At 59.8% G+C, this 17196-nt stretch carries 13 protein-coding genes; 6 read left to right on the top strand and 7 right to left on the bottom strand.

The window, feature by feature from the left end:
- Nucleotides 1-88: 88 nt before the first annotated feature.
- The 7 genes from ACR0NY_RS14685 to ACR0NY_RS14655 all read right to left on the bottom strand — a co-directional run bounded on the left by ACR0NY_RS14685 (nt 89) and on the right by ACR0NY_RS14655 (nt 9909).
- Complete coding sequence (locus tag ACR0NY_RS14685) at nt 89-1303, bottom strand: DegT/DnrJ/EryC1/StrS family aminotransferase (protein ID WP_170369541.1); 1215 nt, start codon at nt 1301-1303, stop codon at nt 89-91.
- A gap of 19 nt (nt 1304-1322) precedes the next feature.
- Nucleotides 1323-2450 (bottom strand): CDP-glucose 4,6-dehydratase, encoded by a 1128-nt coding sequence (gene rfbG, locus ACR0NY_RS14680; RefSeq protein ID WP_170369539.1) that lies wholly within the window; start codon nt 2448-2450, stop codon nt 1323-1325.
- A 7-nt stretch (nt 2451-2457) separates the two neighbouring features.
- Nucleotides 2458-3267, bottom strand: a complete 810-nt coding sequence (gene rfbF, locus ACR0NY_RS14675; RefSeq protein ID WP_093963249.1) for a glucose-1-phosphate cytidylyltransferase — start codon at nt 3265-3267, stop codon at nt 2458-2460.
- Between the two features lie 106 nt (nt 3268-3373).
- Nucleotides 3374-4996 carry a hypothetical protein gene (locus ACR0NY_RS14670; RefSeq protein ID WP_170341674.1) on the bottom strand — a complete coding sequence of 541 codons (1623 nt, stop codon included), beginning with the start codon at nt 4994-4996 and terminating at the stop codon, nt 3374-3376.
- 164 nt (nt 4997-5160) lie between these two features.
- Nucleotides 5161-7284 (bottom strand): polysaccharide biosynthesis protein, encoded by a 2124-nt coding sequence (locus ACR0NY_RS14665; RefSeq protein ID WP_170369537.1) that lies wholly within the window; start codon nt 7282-7284, stop codon nt 5161-5163.
- 474 nt (nt 7285-7758) lie between these two features.
- Nucleotides 7759-8625, bottom strand: coding sequence for a sulfotransferase family protein (locus ACR0NY_RS14660; protein ID WP_170341719.1), 867 nt, complete (start codon nt 8623-8625; stop codon nt 7759-7761).
- A gap of 63 nt (nt 8626-8688) precedes the next feature.
- Nucleotides 8689-9909, bottom strand: coding sequence for a polysaccharide biosynthesis/export family protein (locus tag ACR0NY_RS14655; protein ID WP_170369535.1), 1221 nt, complete (start codon nt 9907-9909; stop codon nt 8689-8691).
- A 667-nt stretch (nt 9910-10576) separates the two neighbouring features.
- On the opposite strand from ACR0NY_RS14655, the gene ACR0NY_RS14650 reads away from it, so the two are divergent.
- From ACR0NY_RS14650 to asnB, 6 genes are all read left to right on the top strand, one after another.
- Complete coding sequence (locus tag ACR0NY_RS14650; protein WP_217354955.1) at nt 10577-11203, top strand: sugar transferase; 627 nt, start codon at nt 10577-10579, stop codon at nt 11201-11203.
- Entirely contained in the window at nt 11200-12114 is a 915-nt protein-coding gene (locus tag ACR0NY_RS14645) for a methionyl-tRNA formyltransferase (protein ID WP_170369533.1), read from the top strand. Before ACR0NY_RS14650 ends, ACR0NY_RS14645 begins: the two co-directional genes overlap by 4 nt.
- Nucleotides 12111-12806 (top strand): PIG-L deacetylase family protein, encoded by a 696-nt coding sequence (locus ACR0NY_RS14640; RefSeq protein WP_170369531.1) that lies wholly within the window; start codon nt 12111-12113, stop codon nt 12804-12806. The genes ACR0NY_RS14645 and ACR0NY_RS14640 overlap by 4 nt, the downstream gene beginning before the upstream one ends.
- Before the next feature lie 13 nt (nt 12807-12819).
- The gene (locus tag ACR0NY_RS14635; RefSeq protein ID WP_170369529.1) at nt 12820-14001 is read left to right on the top strand and encodes a DegT/DnrJ/EryC1/StrS family aminotransferase; all 1182 of its coding nucleotides are present in this window, start codon (nt 12820-12822) and stop codon (nt 13999-14001) included.
- A gap of 78 nt (nt 14002-14079) precedes the next feature.
- On the top strand, nt 14080-15198 hold the full coding sequence (locus ACR0NY_RS14630; RefSeq protein ID WP_170341688.1) for a glycosyltransferase: 1119 nt from the start codon (nt 14080-14082) through the stop codon (nt 15196-15198).
- Nucleotides 15199-15210: 12 nt separating this feature from the next.
- Complete coding sequence (gene asnB / locus ACR0NY_RS14625) at nt 15211-17157, top strand: asparagine synthase (glutamine-hydrolyzing) (RefSeq protein WP_170341690.1); 1947 nt, start codon at nt 15211-15213, stop codon at nt 17155-17157.
- Nucleotides 17158-17196: the final 39 nt, after the last annotated feature.

The following is a 17196-nucleotide window of genomic DNA, read 5'->3' as shown; positions in this document are numbered from 1 at the left end:
ATTTGGACCCCTTGGGATAGTTTCGCCAACACCGATCATTCCGCACCCACGAACCGCAGACGGAAAGCGACCGCTGGAAGACCTCGGATCAAGATGCCTTGCGCGGCATCCCGGTCATATACGGCTTGAGGAATTCCTGCGTCTTTTCATGCATATAGTCGATATGAGCCTGAGTCAGCCCGTGATGGCATGCCAACAGAATGCCCCCGCGCATCACGGCATCAGACACAGGATAACCTGCGGTATCCGCGCGATACTCAACATCTTTCATGGCCGGCTGGCGCAAAATGTTGCCGGTAAAGACCGGCCGGGTCTGGATGTCGGCCTTCTCCAGGAAAATCTGCATCTCGCGACGGGTAAACGGAGCACCTTCTCGCAGAGTCAGCGGGAACGCCAGCCAACCGGTGCGTGCGCCCGGCAGCTGTTCAGGCAGAATGAACCATTCCTCATACTGCGCGAAAAACGCGCGATGGGCAGCAAAGGCTTCCTCGCGGACCCGAATGTTGTTCTCAAGCTTGCCCAGTTGCACCAGGCCGAAAGCGGCGCTGATCTCGGAGGGTTCAAGATTGTAGCCGAGCGCCTCAAACAGGAACTTTGCATCGTATTCGATCCCATCCAGCTGAACGTTGAAGCGGTTCTCGATGGCCTCGGATTCGACGAACAGCGACGAGCTGCGGCCCCACGACCGCATCAGCAATGCCTTGCGTGCCAACTCGTCATCATTGACGCACAGCATTCCGCCATTTCCTGCGCCGTTGATGACATGGCTGCCGTAGAAGCTGGTGGTCGAAACATCCGACCAGACGCCCGTGCTGGTACCGTCGATCGTGGCACCCAATGTGTCGGCACTGTCTTCGATGACTTTCAGGCCATGTGCATCGGCCAGTTCCCGGATCCGACGCCAGTCCGGGAGGTTGCCAATCAACGAGGGGATCATCATCGCCGAGGTTTTGGGCGAAATCATCCGCTCGATTTGTTCGACATCTATGTTGTAGGTTCCCTCGGCCGCATCGACGAATGCGGGCACAAGCCCTTGCCGCACCAGCGGAGCGACCGTGGTGGCAAATGTCAAAGCCGGGGTGATCACCTCGGATCCCTTGGGAAGATCCAGGATTTCGACGGCCAGATAGTTCGCCGAGGACCCGGAATTGACCATGATCCCATGTGCCTTCGAAAACAGTGCAGCGACTTTCTGCTGCATCTCCCGGACTTTGGGTCCCATTTGGGTGGATGTTTTCAGAACCTCGACGACGGCGTTGATCTCTTCCTGGCCGTGGACTGTCTGTCCGTAATTCACTCTCATCAAAAAATCTCCTGAAAATCTACTGTGCGGCCAGCCCGGTTTGGTCGCAACCCGTGCCGGACATGAGGTCTTGGTACGCGGTGATCTGCGATTGGGTGACCTTGCCCATGTCGTCGCCCGCAGCGTGGGCCTTGTACCAGTCGGTTGTAAGTTCAACGGCTTGAGACAGTTCAAGCCGAGGCCGCCAGCCCAAACGGGTCTGCGCCTTGGTGCTGTCCAACCGAAGTATGCCAGCTTCGTGGGGCGCCGTTGCGGACTCATCCGGGAAACGGAACCCGGGCGCGCCTGCCCCCCAGGCGCGCCACATCATATCCGCCAGATCCCGGACATTGACGGTGCCCGATACGTCTGGCCCGAAATTCCATGCCCCGGCAAAACGCTGTCCGTCGCTCAGAATCTTCTGGGCCAGCAGCAAATACCCTGCGACAGGCTCCAGCACATGCTGCCATGGCCGAATGCTATCCGGGTTTCTGATGGTTACCGGCTGGCCATCATGCCAGGCTCGAATGATGTCCGGTATCAACCGGTCTTCACCCCAGTCTCCTCCGCCGAAGACATTGCCCGCCCGAACCGTCGAAAGCTGAGGGCCACTCGTGTCAGAAAAGAAAGTATGCGCATACGACTGGGCCACAAGCTCGGTTGCCGCCTTGGAGGCACTGTACGGATCCTTGCCGCCCAAAGGGTCGTTTTCGCGATAACCCCACAGCCATTCCCGATTATCATAACATTTGTCGCTGGTAATCACGACCACGGCCTTCAGCGATGGCATTCGTCGCACGGCCTCCAGAACGTTGACCGTACCTTGGACATTGGTCGCAAATGTCTCGGCCGGTTCGCGATAGGATTTGCGCACCAGAGGTTGCGCAGCCATGTGAAACACCACTTCGGCATCCAGACCCCCGGTCGCCCGTGCCAAGGCCGCCGGATCGCGAATATCGGCAAAACGGCTGTCCATTGTCCGATCAAGTCCGCACGCCTGATAGAAGGAAGGCCCGGGCTCGGGCGGCAAGGCAATGCCTGTGACCTGCGCGCCCAGCCGGTTCAGCCAGGTCGAAATCCATCCGCCCTTGAACCCGCTATGCCCAGTCACAAGCACCCGACGGTCGGTGAATTGACCGCCGAAAATCTGATCGGACTGACCAGTCATTGGTTCCTCAGATCGCTATGGCGGGGTAATCAGACGAGGGCTTGGCATCAAATTGCAGCCAAGGCGGCGTATCATCCTCGCAGAGGGCCTCCAACGCGTTGCGGTCGCGGATGGTATCCATCGGATGCCAGAAACCCTCATGGCGATAGGCCATCAGCTCACCGTCGCGGGCCATCTGAGACAGCGGTGACTGTTCCAGCGGTTCCATATCGTCGACCATGTAATCCATGACCCCCGGCTCGAATACGAAATACCCACCGTTGATCCAGGTCTCGCGGCGACGCACCTTTTCGGTGAACGCGTCCACGCGGTCGCCCTTCAACTCGATGTTGCCGAAACGCGCGGGCGGCTGAACCGCCGTGACCGTCGCCAGCTTGCCGTGCGACTTGTGAAAATCGATCAACGCGTTGATGTCGATGTTCCCCAAGCCATCAGAATAGGTGCACATGAAGGTCTCTCCCGGATCCAGCCATTCCTTGAGACGCCGAATGCGCCCGCTTGTCATGGTATGAGCCCCGGTATCGACGACCGACACGTTCCAACCGCCGGGCGCCGAAGGCACCAGCTTGAGCTCTCCCGTATCCAGAGCGACCGAGATATTGTTGGCGATGAGGTGGTAATTCGCGAAGAACTGCTTGAGCAAAAGCGCCTTGTATCCGGCGGCTACGACGAAATCGCGATGCCCGAAATGGCTGTAGATATCCATGACGCGCGCGATGATCGGCCGGCCGCCGATTTCGACCATCGGCTTGGGGATCGAGACTGTTTCCTCGGCCAGCCGAGACCCCAGACCGCCAGCAAGCAGTATCGTTTTCATTCGTGCCACTCCCTCAAATACTTGTTACTAAAATCTGCATGTCTGCGTGGGCCTCACACCGGCCGCTTGACGAACCGGCCACCAGAGACCGCGGATCGGGTTGGGCTCATTCCGTTGCTCCCGATGGCTTCAAGTATACCACACCTTGCCCGTAGCGGTTGCCCAATCCCGAAATTTCCACGGGCTGGTAGCCGTTTGTTTCCGCATAGCGCAACAATGGCTGCTCAAGAGCCGGATCATATCCCAGCAGGAAAGCGGAGGGAGGGTTGGAATCAAACACTGCCTGCAACCCGGCCGCATCCGCCATCACGTATTTCGCGGCCAAGTCAGGTTCCGTATAAGGCGCGATCCGATAGGCAAAAGGGCCAGTAGACAGTTCCGGATAGACCGGCAGTTGCGCTTCAAGCGGGTAGATCGGCATGATCGTCGCCACGGGTCCGTCTGGATGGGCACTCGATTCAAGCGCGGCCTTCAACGCTTCGCCACCCTGCGCCACTCGGGTAGTCGTAAAGCCGCTGCGATCGCTCAGCGCTGCCAGACCGGGAACGAGGCGCGGCGCACCCAGCACTGCCAGCAGAACGAAACCGGCGGCAACGACCGGGGTAACCTGCGAACGCTGCTCTGGCCCGACCTTTCGGAAAACCAACGCGCCCAGTAGGGGGATCATGACCAAGGGCTGAATGTAGTACTGCGGAAACCCGGGCGACGGTACAAAGCTGAACGCGGCTGTCACGGCGATCAGAACCAAAACCAACAGAACCGCGCCGAGCTCGGAGAGCAGCATGCCGCCCGATCTGGCTAAAACGGTCAGATAGGCAACAACGAACAGGCAAACCAGTGCCGCTCCACCCAACCAGACTGAATAGGCCAACTGCACTTTGCCCCCAAGGCCCAGAGCCAGATCGGGTTCAGAGGCGGCGTTGGCCTGCCAGTAGGCCACGTGCGGACCCGTATGGAACTTGAGGACATGTGCGATGAAAACCGCGGGATCAACGGCCATGTACCAGAACAACGGCAAGGCACCCAGAAGCCCGCCCGCCAGCATCGGCAGGGTCACCCGTCGAACACGTTCTGCAAACGCCATATGTCCGGGCATCAGAAAAGTGGCAATCGCGACGGGCGGAATGAAGACCACTGCGCTGACTTTCATCCCCGCTGCGATCGACAGGCAGACCCCGATCAGCACGAAAACAACTGGCCGCGGATGGTCGCGCTGGATTTCCAGCAGAAAACCCCCGACACCCCATACAACGAAGGGCAACGGCAGCAGGTTGTTGCTAGCAGCCATTCCGGCCTGCGCCAGAAGTGTTCCGTCTACCATCAAGACCGCGATGAAGAATGCCGCCAGCAGAGCCGATCCGGACAGGCGCCAGGTCACCCAACCGGTACCGACGATCAACGCAATCCAGCCAAAGAACACACCAAGGCGCGCTGAGCCCAACAGACCCTCCTGACCGGTGATCAAATAGAAACCGCGGAAATACCACGCCGAATCCGGAACGTGATTGTAGAAGAAGTCCTGGTACAGGCGCCACTGGCCCAACAATTCTGCCGGTGCCACGAACATCAGTTCGTCCCGACGCAAACCAAAGGACATGATCCGGCCAAACAGGGCCGCCAATATCACGGCCAGCAGCCCTCCAAACAGGAGCCACAGCACCGCCCGACGACGACCAGACCCGGCCTGAGAAACGGCCCGGTCACGCATATGTTCGGCCTCAGCCGTCATATCGTTCTCGCTTTGCCCGTTCGGACGGGCCCGCCAAAATCTGCAGGTTGCCGTGAACCGCCAGGGTCGCAAATAATCATCAACAATATGCTCCGAAGAGCCCTTCTGAAATCGTAACCCGCGGCCGAAAATGCCGCTCACTTAAATGTACTTTTGACAAAATTTTAGCGACCGGCGTTGATCGTCTCCAGATTTTTCTGCGGTGCGAAGTTTGCAATCCGCTTGGGCGTCGGCACAGGTTTGATCTGCGGCTTACCGGTGCGCGCGGCCAGCTCTTTGCCATCGATCGGGCGCAGACCGTTTGCGCCGTAACCCGGCACCAGATCCTTGAGCAGCTTTTTGACCCCAAGATCACTGCCGTCCTGAGCAGCCTGTTCCAGCTTGAGAATCAGCGCCCGCAAACGCGCGGCAGAGACGCCTTCGGGAATAGCCGAGGAAACGCCAGGGATACCGCTTTCGCGACGCTCTTCGGTCACGTCGAAAAGCTCTTCGTACAGCTTTTCACCCTGACGGATACCGATGAATTTGATGTCGATGTCCTGATAGGGCTCAAGGCCGGCCAGACGGATCATGCGCTCGGCGAGGTCCACGATCTTGACCGGCCGACCCATATCCAGAACGAAAATCTCGCCGTGGCTGTCTTCAAGGTTCAAACCCCGCGCGGCGGCAACCAGTGTCAGCTGCACGGCTTCACGGATGGTCATGAAGTACCGCTCCATTTTCGGATCAGTCACCGTCAGCGGGCCACCTTCCGAGATCTGGCGCTGGAACAGCGGGATCAGCGAACCGGACGACCCCAGCACGTTACCGAACCGAACCGAGAAGAAGCGGGTCTTCTCGTCGGTTTCGTTGGTTACACGGTCCTGCGCCTGAACGTAGAACTCGGCCACGCGCTTGGTGGCGCCCATGACGCTGGTGCTGTTCACCGCCTTGTCCGTCGAGACCTGAACCATGGCGATTGCACCCACATTGCGGGCCGCGTCCGCCACATTCCGGGTTCCGATCACGTTGGTCAGAACGCCTTCGCAGGGGTTCAGCTCAACCATCGGCACATGCTTCAGTGCAGCAGCATTGAATACCAACTCGGGGCGGTGACGTTCAAAGATCGCGTTCACGCGGGACGCGTTGCGAATGTCGGCCACGTAGATGCGGCGTGCGACATCCGGGAAGTTTTGACCCAGATCCATATCGATGGAATAGGCGTTATATTCCGTGTTCTCGATCATCACCAGCTCGGCCGGCTCGAACGAGGCGATCTGGCGTGTCAGCTCGCTACCGATCGACCCTCCGGCGCCGGTGATCAGGACGCGGCGGCCCTTGAACATCTCGCGCAGCATCGAACGTTCGACCGCTTTCTGCGGACGGTCCAGGATGTCTTCAGGATTGACGGTCCGGATGCCGTTGCTGTCGGTGCCAAGTTCTTCGAGTCCCGCCAGACGCGATACCGGAATGCTGTTGGCTTCAGCCCAACGAGTCAGCTTGCGAATGCCATCACTTTCAAAATGGGTAACGGGCTCGGTCAATAGAACGCGCTGCGGCAGTTGGTCATAGTACTTCAGACGCTCGATGACGGCGTCTGCATCCAACAGTGATCCGATGATCTTCACATCGTGGAAATACAGGCCTTGCGTGTTCCGCGCATCATCGATGATGCCGACGGGTTCATACTTGGATTCCTGATTGTGCAAAGACCGCACGAACAGGTCGCAGCTGGCGCCGGTACCGACCAGAATAACCGGGATTTTCCCGTTGGACGCATCCGGGCAACGGCGCGCCGGATCGCTCGTCAACTCGGTGCTGCGCGCCAGAACGCGCAGGGTACCAAAGGCGGGCACCAGCAGCAGGAACTGAATGACATAGACCGCCAGCGGCACTTGCGCGGTAACCGGCAGGGCAGCGCCCAGCAATGCAAGCAAAACAACCGACAGACCCGCAGCCCGGACGATCAACGTGACATCGCGCAGCGAAGTCGACCGCGTGTGGCGTTTGTAGATGCCGGAAAGCGGCAAAACCGCCAATGCCACTAGGCAGGTCATCACCACCAACGGCAACAGAACGGACCCGAACTGTTCAGGAACGATGCCACCATTGGCCAGAACGACAGCCACGGCCACGGCTCCGGCGGATGCGAATACATCTCCGATCAGCAAGCGCCGGTTGGCGCTCATTTCGGTCAGCTTCTGTCGCAGCTTCGACTGGACGTCTCCAAAGGCGCGATCCTGTTCGATCGTGCTGTCTGCATCCGGTCCACTTTTGAGCTTAACCAACTCTTGCTCGTACATACTCATAAGAACCCCCGGCAAAAATTGCCACTTACCACTCGACTGAAATGAGACGGGCCAAACACACCCGCTCCACCACTAAAAAGCCTCAATTCCCGATCGACACCACATGGCGCCGGCCGGCAAACACATTGCTTCGCTAAAAGTCCCCCACGTGATTCCGGGCGCCTAGAAACCTCCGCCCTGAACTAAACCCCCTGTTAACTCGTCAACTCGTTACACTACGCGTGGTCTGGCCCATCACACGGTCCCGACCAAGAACCCACGTCTTCAACGCTACCACACCAACAAGGGTATCAAAATCCCCTTTCCACCACTTGGACACCATAAAATCACAGAAATGCCTTTTTTTGCAGCAGACGACCGCCGTCGCAGTTTCAATTGTTGTATCCTCAGGGCCCGATAGCCTCGGTTCATCGTGCACGCAGAAAGCCCTAAGGTGCTTTTGTTTCCTGAATGGAAACCAAATTTCGCCTGCGATCATGACATAGCCTGCGATTCGCTTCTGTGAACTGCATCCGAAACCGTCCAATTCCGGCAGAGTCCCGGATTGCGGCGGGCAAGCCATTCCACGTCGGCCGCATAGAACTCGGCCATCTTCGCCTCTAACTCGGGCGACAGGGCCGGGTAGGTCACCTTTCGAGCGACAGCGTTTCGGATGGACTGTACCGGCCAGGTGTGACGTACAGGGTCCAGAACAGCTCGAACCGGCTTCAGCATACGACGCAGCGACAGTGGCACCATGGGTGTATTCTTATCTTTGACTTTCTGCTGCACCGGCGGCTCCAGCTGTCCGTCATATCCAATATGGCCGGCCACCTTCTTCAGGTTCCCATGAGGGTTCACGCGGACATCCTCATAGGCCAACAGCAGGATCTGGTCCTCTGGGAACAAGTCGTAGAACCGCTTCAGATGGTGGCCATATCGCCCATCGGACAGAAAACGCTGGTCGGCCGCGACCGCCGGATCCAGATAATCTTCGATCCTCCCCGAGACCTCGCCGCGGCGGAACAACATGCAATAGTCGGAATAGGCGCGCTGAACCGGGTCCCGCATCTGCAGGATCAACCGAGTTTCAGGGAAATGCTCCCGAATGCGTTGCGCAGCCAGGGGTTCGGTCAGGTACGAATTCGATTTTTCACCGATCAGATCTGCGCCATCGCAGTCTCCGAACTGGTCACGATACCAGTCCAGTCCGTTTGCATAATTCCGAGAAAAGAAATGCAACTCGGGACCCGGCATATGGATGGCCGGCGTCTGCATCAGCGACTTTTGCAACCAGGTGGTTGCACATTTCGCGGCACCGAAAATCAGAAAGTCGACCGGACGACCGTCAGGGAGAGACATTGGAATACTCGTGACCTTGCGAACAAACTAAAAACAAACCCGGCAAACCTCGCGCCGGAAAACTCAATTCGACGTAACAATGGTTCTTCGTACGACTTCTATGGTGTCCCCGGGCTGAACCGCCTCGGTCCCGTCGATCTTGCGTGGCGCCGTGCCACCCGCCCGTGTGACGATGTATTCAATCACGACTTCACTTGCGATGTCATCTTCGCTGAGCAAACCGGCGGCGGCCAGTTCTCCGTGCAGGCTCGCCGCGGTATCCAGGCGCGTCCGCAGCGCGGCCAACTCGCGTTCGACCGCGTTCAACTGGACCAGAGCATCAGAGCGCGCCTTGTCATCCAGTTCCAGCTCGTCGCGCTCGGCGCGGTTCAGCTCCTGACGGGCCAGCATCAGCGCAACCTCCTGATCCAGTCGCTTGGATTCCAGATCGTTCAGAAGATTGGTCATAGTCGTCACCCGGTTCGATACGGTCAGACCTTTTTCCTTGAGCTGGTTCAGGTTTTCCAACTCCCGGCTGACATTCTCGATCTGCGTTTTGCGAAGTTCCAACTGGATGGTCAGGCTCGAGATCTGCTCTTTGAGCATCTCCTGCAGATCCCGAATTCGTTCACCCAAACCCTCGCGGGCGTTCATTGTCGCCTCGAGGATTTCCCCCTCGAGCCCTCCGGGAGCGTCAGGCGCCGCGTCGGTGCCGGTCTCAATCCCTTCTTCCTGCAGGCTCGCAAGGTCAGCTTTCAGCCGCTGCCTCTCATCTTCCAACTCATCGATCTGAGTGGATAGGAGCCGCATTTCGCCGCCCATCCGCATGATCTGGAAATCATTGTTTGCCCCAAACTGGATCGGAGGACGGATCGGGCCACCTGCAAGGGCCAGAACCTGCTGGGCGGTCATCCCGGGATGGTAGGCGTAAGCGCCCGGCGAATTGACGTCTCCAAGAACAAAGACCGGAAGGTGGCTGATCACTTCCAGCGCGACCTTTGGCGGCTCGGCCATGCCGGTCTGGCTGCTGAGCTCAAGCTCCAACATCTGCGACAGTTCCAAAGTAGTCAGTCCGGCCGCCTCAACCTGCCCCACCAGCGGAAACATCAGCGTTCCGTCACCGGCCAGAGCGAACTCGCCGGACACGCCATCCCAAATCATGTAACTTGCGGACAGTGGGTCCCAACGCATGGCACGAACCGACAGGCGGTCCTGCGGCAGCAGGCGATAGCTTTCGGCCAGGGCCGGCACAGCGGCCAGCACAAACAACAGCGTCGCCAGAATTACTTGAAAGAAGCTGCGCAAAACCTGGCCTCCCAACTCTTAAATACCAACAAGCCGGGCGTGGGTGCCGGCACGATACTCAAATCTCGAAAACACAAACCGCACCCACAGCGCAAGTCGGTCGTCAAAAGCAATTTCGGTCATCGACGGAACAGAAACGATCCCGCTCGGCAAATCATAGGCGCTTGGCCTCAGGCTGACAAGCAAAGCCAATGGCGCTTCGCCTTTGGCGCTGGCTTTCCTGTCGACACTGACCTGTCAGCGCCTGGGCCGCCGCCTCGGCCGCGTTCGCAACCCCCTGTGAATGCAGCCCCAAGGCTGGGTCCTTTGCGCGAAACACCCGATCAGAACACCCCGCCTTGTTTCGCGGCAATCACGGCGCGGCTTGGGCTCCTGCTTTTCCTGACTGGCAACAATTCACGGCTATAGTTCGAATCGTTGACGCAATATAGCAGCCAAATCAGCATCAGCGTCTAGTCAGCCCTGCATTCTCAGCCCCCGCATCCCGCGGCGGCATCGACGGCTTGCAAACAGAATCCGTTTCGACCAATCTTGCTGCATCGCCGCTTGTCGACCCGGGTTGTCGGTATTTCAGTCGCGGTTGCTCGGGTGGCGTGTCGCGTCCCTTTGTATTGGTTGATTTTTTGTGTGTCGCGGGACCCCGCGTGTTGCGAGTTGGATTTGATTTGTGAATCGGTTGCTTGAAATCCTGATCTGCCTGCTGCTGGGCCTGCTCGCGCTTCCCTTCTTTGTCATTGCGTGCGTCGTGGTTTTTTTGTCCATCGGCCGTCCATTGTTGTTTTCGCAGATCCGAGCTGGACGCCAGGGTCGCAATTTCCGGCTCTACAAACTGCGCAGCATGAAAGAGACACTCGCGGCGGATGGCTCGTTGCACTCCGATGCGGATCGCCAGACGCGCGCCACGGCAATGATCCGGCGCCTACGCCTCGACGAGATCCCGCAACTTGTCCTGATCCTGCAGAACAAAATGGCCCTGGTTGGGCCACGCCCCTTGCTGCCTGAGACGATCGAAGACTTCGGACCCGCCGGACAATACCGATGTTCCGTTCGGCCGGGGCTGACCGGGTGGGCGCAGGTCAGCGGCAACACCAACCTCAGCAACAGTGAAAAGCTGAGCCTTGATCTATGGTACGTGGCGCATCGGTCACTGGCGCTGGACCTGCAGATCTTGGGCGAAACGGTCGGAGCGGCCCTGCACAACGAACCCCGCCGCGACGACCGGATCGAGGCGGCGCGGAAATGGATGGACTCGAATGGCTCGCTGTCCCAGGACATGCAGGAGATGAACGCGTGAATATCGTACTTGTCGGCGCCGTCGAGACCACGCTTGCAGCCCTGATGTCGATGTGCGGCGCCGGGCATGTGCCGGCCCTTCTGGTAACCCTGTCGCCGCGCCTGTCCGCGCGGCATTCGGATTTCGTCGACCTGTCACCGACGGCCGAGAAGTATGGCGTCCCGGTTCTGCATATCGAAAAAACCGACGACCCCGAGACCCTTGAACAGATTGCCAAGGTCAAACCCGACCTGATCCTTGTGCTCGGTTGGTCACAGATCTGCGGCCCCGAGTTCCGGGCATTGGCGCGGATTGGCTGCATCGGGTTTCATCCGTCGGCCCTGCCCAGCCTGCGGGGGCGCGGTGTTATCCCCTGGACGATCCTGTTGCAGGAACGAAACGTCGGGTCCTCGCTTTTCTGGTTGGGCGAAGGCGCAGATGACGGCCCTATTGCCGCTCAGGCCATCTATGCGGTCGATCCCGAAACCGTCACCGCACGCGAGTTGTACAATCGAGCCTTGCGTGCCGTCTCAGGACTGCTGCCGCCTCTGTTGAACCAGATCTCCAATGGCGACATCCCGGCCGAACCGCAACGCACCGACGGAATCAGCCTGTGCGCCCGCCGCCGCCCCGAAGACGGCCTGATTGACTGGACCAATCCTGCCGCGGACATTCACCGCCTGATCCGTGCATCGGGTCCGCCCTACCCCGGCGCCTACACCTTTGGCCCCGATGGCGTGAAACTGGTTCTGACAGGGGTCACGTATACCGAGCCGGAGGGCTACTTCATCGGTCTGCCCGGCCAGATCCAAGCCATCGGCAATGGCGGCTTCACGGTGGCCTGCGGCGACGGGCGCTGTCTGGACATAACCGAATGGTCAGGGGCCGACACCCCCCCTGCCCTTCACGCGAAACTGAGGACACATCCATGATCGCTTCCGACCTGAACACTGGCCACGCCGGCCCCGCGCTGATCGTCGCTCCGCATCCCGATGATGAGGTTCTGGGCGCCGGCGGCACGATGGCCCGCATGGCCGATGCTGGGCGCGAAGTGCATGTGGTTGTCGTCACTCGCGGCAAACCCCCGAAGTTTACCGATGAACAGGTCGCAACCACACGGCGCGAGGCACGCAATGCGCATGATCTGCTGGGCGTCACCGAGACACATTGGATGGATTTCAATGCGGCGGAGTTGTCAGAACATGCCCATTCGGACCTGAACGGTGCACTAGGAAAGCTGGTCCGCGACATCGCCCCCAGCCTGATCCTCGCTCCGCATCCGGGCGACATTCATATGGATCACCAGCTGAGTTTTCTGTCCACGCTGGTGGCAAGCCGCCCGCATCAACATGACTATCCAGCCAATATTCTGGCCTACGAAACCCTTTCCGAAACCAATTGGAACGCCCCCTATCTGACCCCGGCCTTCGTGCCAAACGTGTTTGTCGACATCTCGGACACGATCGAACGGAAGCTTCAGGCGTTCGGCAAGTTCGAAAGCCAGGTCAAGCAGGCGCCGCACGAACGCTCGGTCGACAGCTTGCGCGCCTTGGCCACCCTGCGTGGCGCGACGGTGCACCGGTCGGCGGCGGAAGGCTTTGTTCTGGTCCGATCGGTGATTTGACAGGAGGTGCGAAATGCAGATGTGGCCCATCTATGACCAGGAACAGATCGACGCGGTAGCGCAAGTTCTGGCCTCTGGCAAAGTCAACGCTTGGACCGGCACTGATGTTCGCGCATTCGAGGCCGAATACTGCGCATATACCGGAGCCAAACACTCGATCGCCATGGCCAACGGGACAGTGACGCTGGACGCCGCGATGCTCGGGCTAGACCTGCAACCGGGTGACGAGGTCATCGTAACCCCGCGCAGCTTCATCGCCTCGGCCAGCTCGGTGATGCTGGCGGGCGGTGTTCCGGTCTTTGTCGATGTCGATCCTGACACCCAGAATATCACGCCCGACACCATCGCCCAGGCGATTACGCCGCGCACCCGGGGGATCATACCCGTGCATCTGGGCGGTTGGCCCTGTGACATGGACGGCATCATGGATCTGGCCCGCGCCCACGACCTTTGGGTCATCGAAGACTGCGCCCAGGCCCACGGCGCGATGATTGGCGACCGCCATGTCGGAACCATCGGGACCTTGGGATCGTTTTCCTTCTGCCAGGACAAGATCATGACCACAGGCGGCGAAGGCGGTCTGCTGGTGACCAACGACTCTGATCTCTGGGGTCGCATCTGGAGCTACAAGGATCACGGCAAAGGTTATGACACCGTGTTCAACACGGAACACCCACCCGGCTTTCGCTGGCTGCACGACTCAGGACCCGGCACCAATCTGCGGATGAACGGCCCTTCGGCGGCACTTGGTCGAATACAGCTGAAACGCTTGGACGCATGGCGCGCGCACCGGACGGCAAATGCGGATATCCTGCACAATGCCCTTGCGACCTGCCCGGCCTTTCGCGTGCCAATGCCACCCGACGGCGTTACCCACGCATTTTATAGGTTCTACGCATTTGTGCGGCCGGAAACACTTGCGCCCGGCTGGAGCCGGGACCGCATCATCGCCGAGATCGCCGAGGCCGGCTTTCCCGCCTTTTCTGGCAGCTGCTCTGAGATTTACCTCGAGAAAACCTTCACCAGCCGAGGCCTGGGACCCAAGGAACCGTTGCCCGTGGCGCGCGAGCTGGGCGAAACCAGCCTTGCCTTCCTGGTCGACCCGGCCTGGTCCGCCGAGAACGTCGCTCGTCTGGCGCAGGTCATCGTTGATGTGGGCCAAAAGGCGACGGCCCGCCACATGGCACAGGGCTGAGCGCGAATTGGTGATGTGTGGCCGATCAACATACAGCTTGTGTCGAACGCCCACCGGTGAGCTGCGGAGGGTGACCCGATGATCTTGCATGTCACCACTGATTTCTCGGGCCAAGGTGGCGCACAAGCCATGTTGGCCCGACTTTTGGCCCATTCGGGCGAACGGGCCTGCGTCGTCGCCCTGACCGAGGTTTCGGACCGCTGCCGCGCAATGGCGGCGAATGACAAGGTCGAATACGTTTCGCTGCGTGCCAGATCGCCGTTGGCCCTGTTTCGCGCGGTTTGGCAGATCCGACGTTTGATCCGGACCCATCAGCCGGATGTGGTTCTGTGCTGGATGTACCATGCAATGGTCCTGGGCCTGATCGCCGGCAAACTTGCCGGGCGGCGCGTTCCAGTCGTTTGGACCGTGCGGCAAGCGCTGGACGACCCGGCTGCCTTCACCCGCAGCACCCGCGCTGCGGTGGCGCTGTCGAAGGTGCTTTCCAGATTCTGTCAGGGGATCCTCTACAACTCGACCCGCGCTCAAACTCAGCACGAGAAATACGGCTTTGCCGGGGACCATTCCACGGTGATTCCAAACGGGTTTATCCTTCCGCCCAATCCAACGTCGCGGCCGGGGCCCGCCCGCGTGCTTGGAGTGGCGGCAAGGTTTCACCCGCAGAAAGACTTCGAAACCTTCTTCCGCGCCTTCTCGATTGCGCGCCAGTCCGTCCCGGACCTGCATGCCCGTCTGGCCGGAGACGGCGTAACGCTGGAGAACCCTGAGATCCGCGCGATGCTGGCCGACAACGATCTGCCCGAAGACAGCGTGACGTTGTGCGGCGACCTGCACGATATGTCCGAGTTCTACGCGAGCATTGACCTGCTGGTTTTGGCCTCGCGCACCGAAGGCTTTCCGAATGTGATCGCCGAAGCCATGAGCCACGGCCGCCCGGTCGTGACGACTCATGTCGGCGACAGCGCCAGAGTGGTGGACTCGTGCGGCTATGTCGTGCCGCCACGTGATCCGCAGGCATTGGCAGAGGCACTGGTCCAAGCTGCCAACTGGCCGCCCGAAACCTACAAGGCCCATAGCAATGCTGCCCGCGACCGCATCGCCACACACTACTCCCTCGACGCGATTGCCCGCGCCTATGATCAGGCCCTGAACCAAGCTGCCAACCCGGCGCCACCCACAGCGCCTCAAGTCGAATAAAGGACCTGACCCATGTGCGGTATCGCCGGATTTCTGACTTTTCAGCCCATGGGCGCCGACTCGGGCCGCACCACGCTGCAGGCCATGTGCGACGCTATTCAGCACCGGGGTCCCGATGCCGACGGATTGTTTGTCGATCCAGACGCCGGTGTAGCTCTGGGCCATCGCCGCCTTTCGATCGTCGACCTGTCGGAGACCGGGGCGCAGCCAATGACCTCGCCCAGCGGCCGGTTCACCATCGTCTACAATGGGGAAATCTACGGCTTTCTGGCCCTGCGGCAAACGTTGCTGGACAAGGGCGTCACGTTTCGCGGCACATCAGATACCGAGGTGCTACTGGCGGCTATGGACCTCTGGGGCATCCGCAAGACATTGGAACAGGCGCACGGCATGTTCGCCTTCGCGGTCTTGGATCGCAAGCTGAACCGGGTGGTTTTTGCGCGCGATCGGTTGGGCAAGAAACCCCTGTATCTAGGCCTCAAATCCGGCCAGCTTTTGTTTGGTTCCGAACTCAAGGCGCTGCGCGCGAACCCCGCATTTGGCTCGCCGGAAGCCGACCGGCGGGCCCAGGCGCAATACGCCCGCTACGGATATGTGCCGGCACCACTCTCGATCTATCGCGAAGTTATGAAGTTGCCCGCCGGATCAATGGTCGAAGTCCGCCTGGACCAGCCGCCCGCGACGGCTCAGGACCTGGTAGATGCCATCCGGACGTTCTGGGACCTTCGCGACTGCGCGAAACGGGGACTTGCCGCACCGATCCACGACGAAGAACGGGCGCTGGCTCGTATTGAAGAGGAACTGCAGCGTGCCGTGCAGGAGCGCATGGTCGCGGACGTCTCGGTGGGGTCCTTCCTGTCCGGCGGGATAGATTCAACCCTGATCACTGCCATGATGCAGGAACAAACCAACGGCAAGGTAACAAGCTTTACAGTCCGTTTCGAGGAAGAAGGCCTGAACGAAGCAGACCATGCCGCCGCAATCGCTGCACATCTGGGCACGGACCATCACGAGGTCACTGCAACACCATCCATGGCGTTCGAATTGCTCGATGACCTACCACACGTTTATGACGAACCTTTTGCCGACCCGTCCGGCGTTCCAACCCTGCTGGTTTCCAAACTGGCCCGCGACCAACTGACCGTCGTGCTGTCGGGTGATGGCGGCGACGAGTCCTTTGGCGGGTACGAACGCTATGCCCGAATGATGGCGATGGAACGCTTGGGCCGAAAGCTTCCTCGGCCGGCTGCGTCGATTTTGGCAGCATCGCCTGATGCCCTGCGTGCAGCCGTTGCGCCGATCCTGCGTAAATTCGTTTCAGGCACTATGCGCGACCAGATCACAGCCGACAGGATCTCCAAAGTCGCCTCGGTCATCGCGCAGCCTGATTTCAGAAGCCGATACAATACCCTGTTCAGTCTTTGGGACCCGGCAGCAGCGCTGAAGGACGTGAATGACGGCGGGGTCTATCAAACACTCGGATTGCCCAACGGTCTTGATGAAGTTGACACGATGCTGCTGCTGGATTCCTGCCTGTATTTGCCCGAAGGCATTCTTGTGAAAGTCGATCGAGCGTCGATGGCCGTCGGTCTTGAGGCGCGCGCGCCCTTGTTGGATGACCGCGTTGTCGCCGCCGCTTGGCAGGCGCCCCGATCCCTGCGTTTCGACGGTAAACAGGGCAAGGTGGCCCTAAGGCGCCTAGTGGACAAGCGCGTACCAAAGGCCTTGTATGACCGCCCGAAACAAGGGTTCGGGATTCCCGTCAACGACTGGCTGCGTGGCCCGCTGAAGCCTGTGGCAAACGAGGTATTTTCAACAGGACAGGGGGTCGAGGACGTATTCGACACAGCCACCTTGGCGCGACGATGGCGCGAGCATCTCAGCGGGCGTCGCAATTGGGGGCCCCATCTGTGGACGGTTCTGATGTATCATTTCTGGCAGAAAAAATGGCTGGCCTGATCCTCGAACCGCGGACTTCTGTTCACCAAATTCGCACAA

The sequence above is a fragment of the Ruegeria sp. BJ5 genome, from assembly GCF_056537865.1.
Note: the sequence above shows the minus strand (reverse complement) of the source record. Positions and strands in the feature narration are given on the sequence as shown.

Excerpts from the sequence above, each read along its gene's own strand:
- ACR0NY_RS14685 (WP_170369541.1), bottom strand. The coding sequence starts at position 1,303 with ATGAGAGTGAATTACGGACAGACAGTCCACGGCCAGGAAGAGATCAAC.
- rfbG (WP_170369539.1), bottom strand. The coding sequence starts at position 2,450 with ATGACTGGTCAGTCCGATCAGATTTTCGGCGGTCAATTCACCGACCGT.
- rfbF (WP_093963249.1), bottom strand. The coding sequence starts at position 3,267 with ATGAAAACGATACTGCTTGCTGGCGGTCTGGGGTCTCGGCTGGCCGAG.
- ACR0NY_RS14670 (WP_170341674.1), bottom strand. The coding sequence starts at position 4,996 with ATGACGGCTGAGGCCGAACATATGCGTGACCGGGCCGTTTCTCAGGCC.
- ACR0NY_RS14665 (WP_170369537.1), bottom strand. The coding sequence starts at position 7,284 with ATGAGTATGTACGAGCAAGAGTTGGTTAAGCTCAAAAGTGGACCGGAT.
- ACR0NY_RS14660 (WP_170341719.1), bottom strand. The coding sequence starts at position 8,625 with ATGTCTCTCCCTGACGGTCGTCCGGTCGACTTTCTGATTTTCGGTGCC.
- ACR0NY_RS14640 (WP_170369531.1), top strand. The coding sequence starts at position 12,111 with ATGATCGCTTCCGACCTGAACACTGGCCACGCCGGCCCCGCGCTGATC.
- ACR0NY_RS14635 (WP_170369529.1), top strand. The coding sequence starts at position 12,820 with ATGCAGATGTGGCCCATCTATGACCAGGAACAGATCGACGCGGTAGCG.
- ACR0NY_RS14630 (WP_170341688.1), top strand. The coding sequence starts at position 14,080 with ATGATCTTGCATGTCACCACTGATTTCTCGGGCCAAGGTGGCGCACAA.
- asnB (WP_170341690.1), top strand. The coding sequence starts at position 15,211 with ATGTGCGGTATCGCCGGATTTCTGACTTTTCAGCCCATGGGCGCCGAC.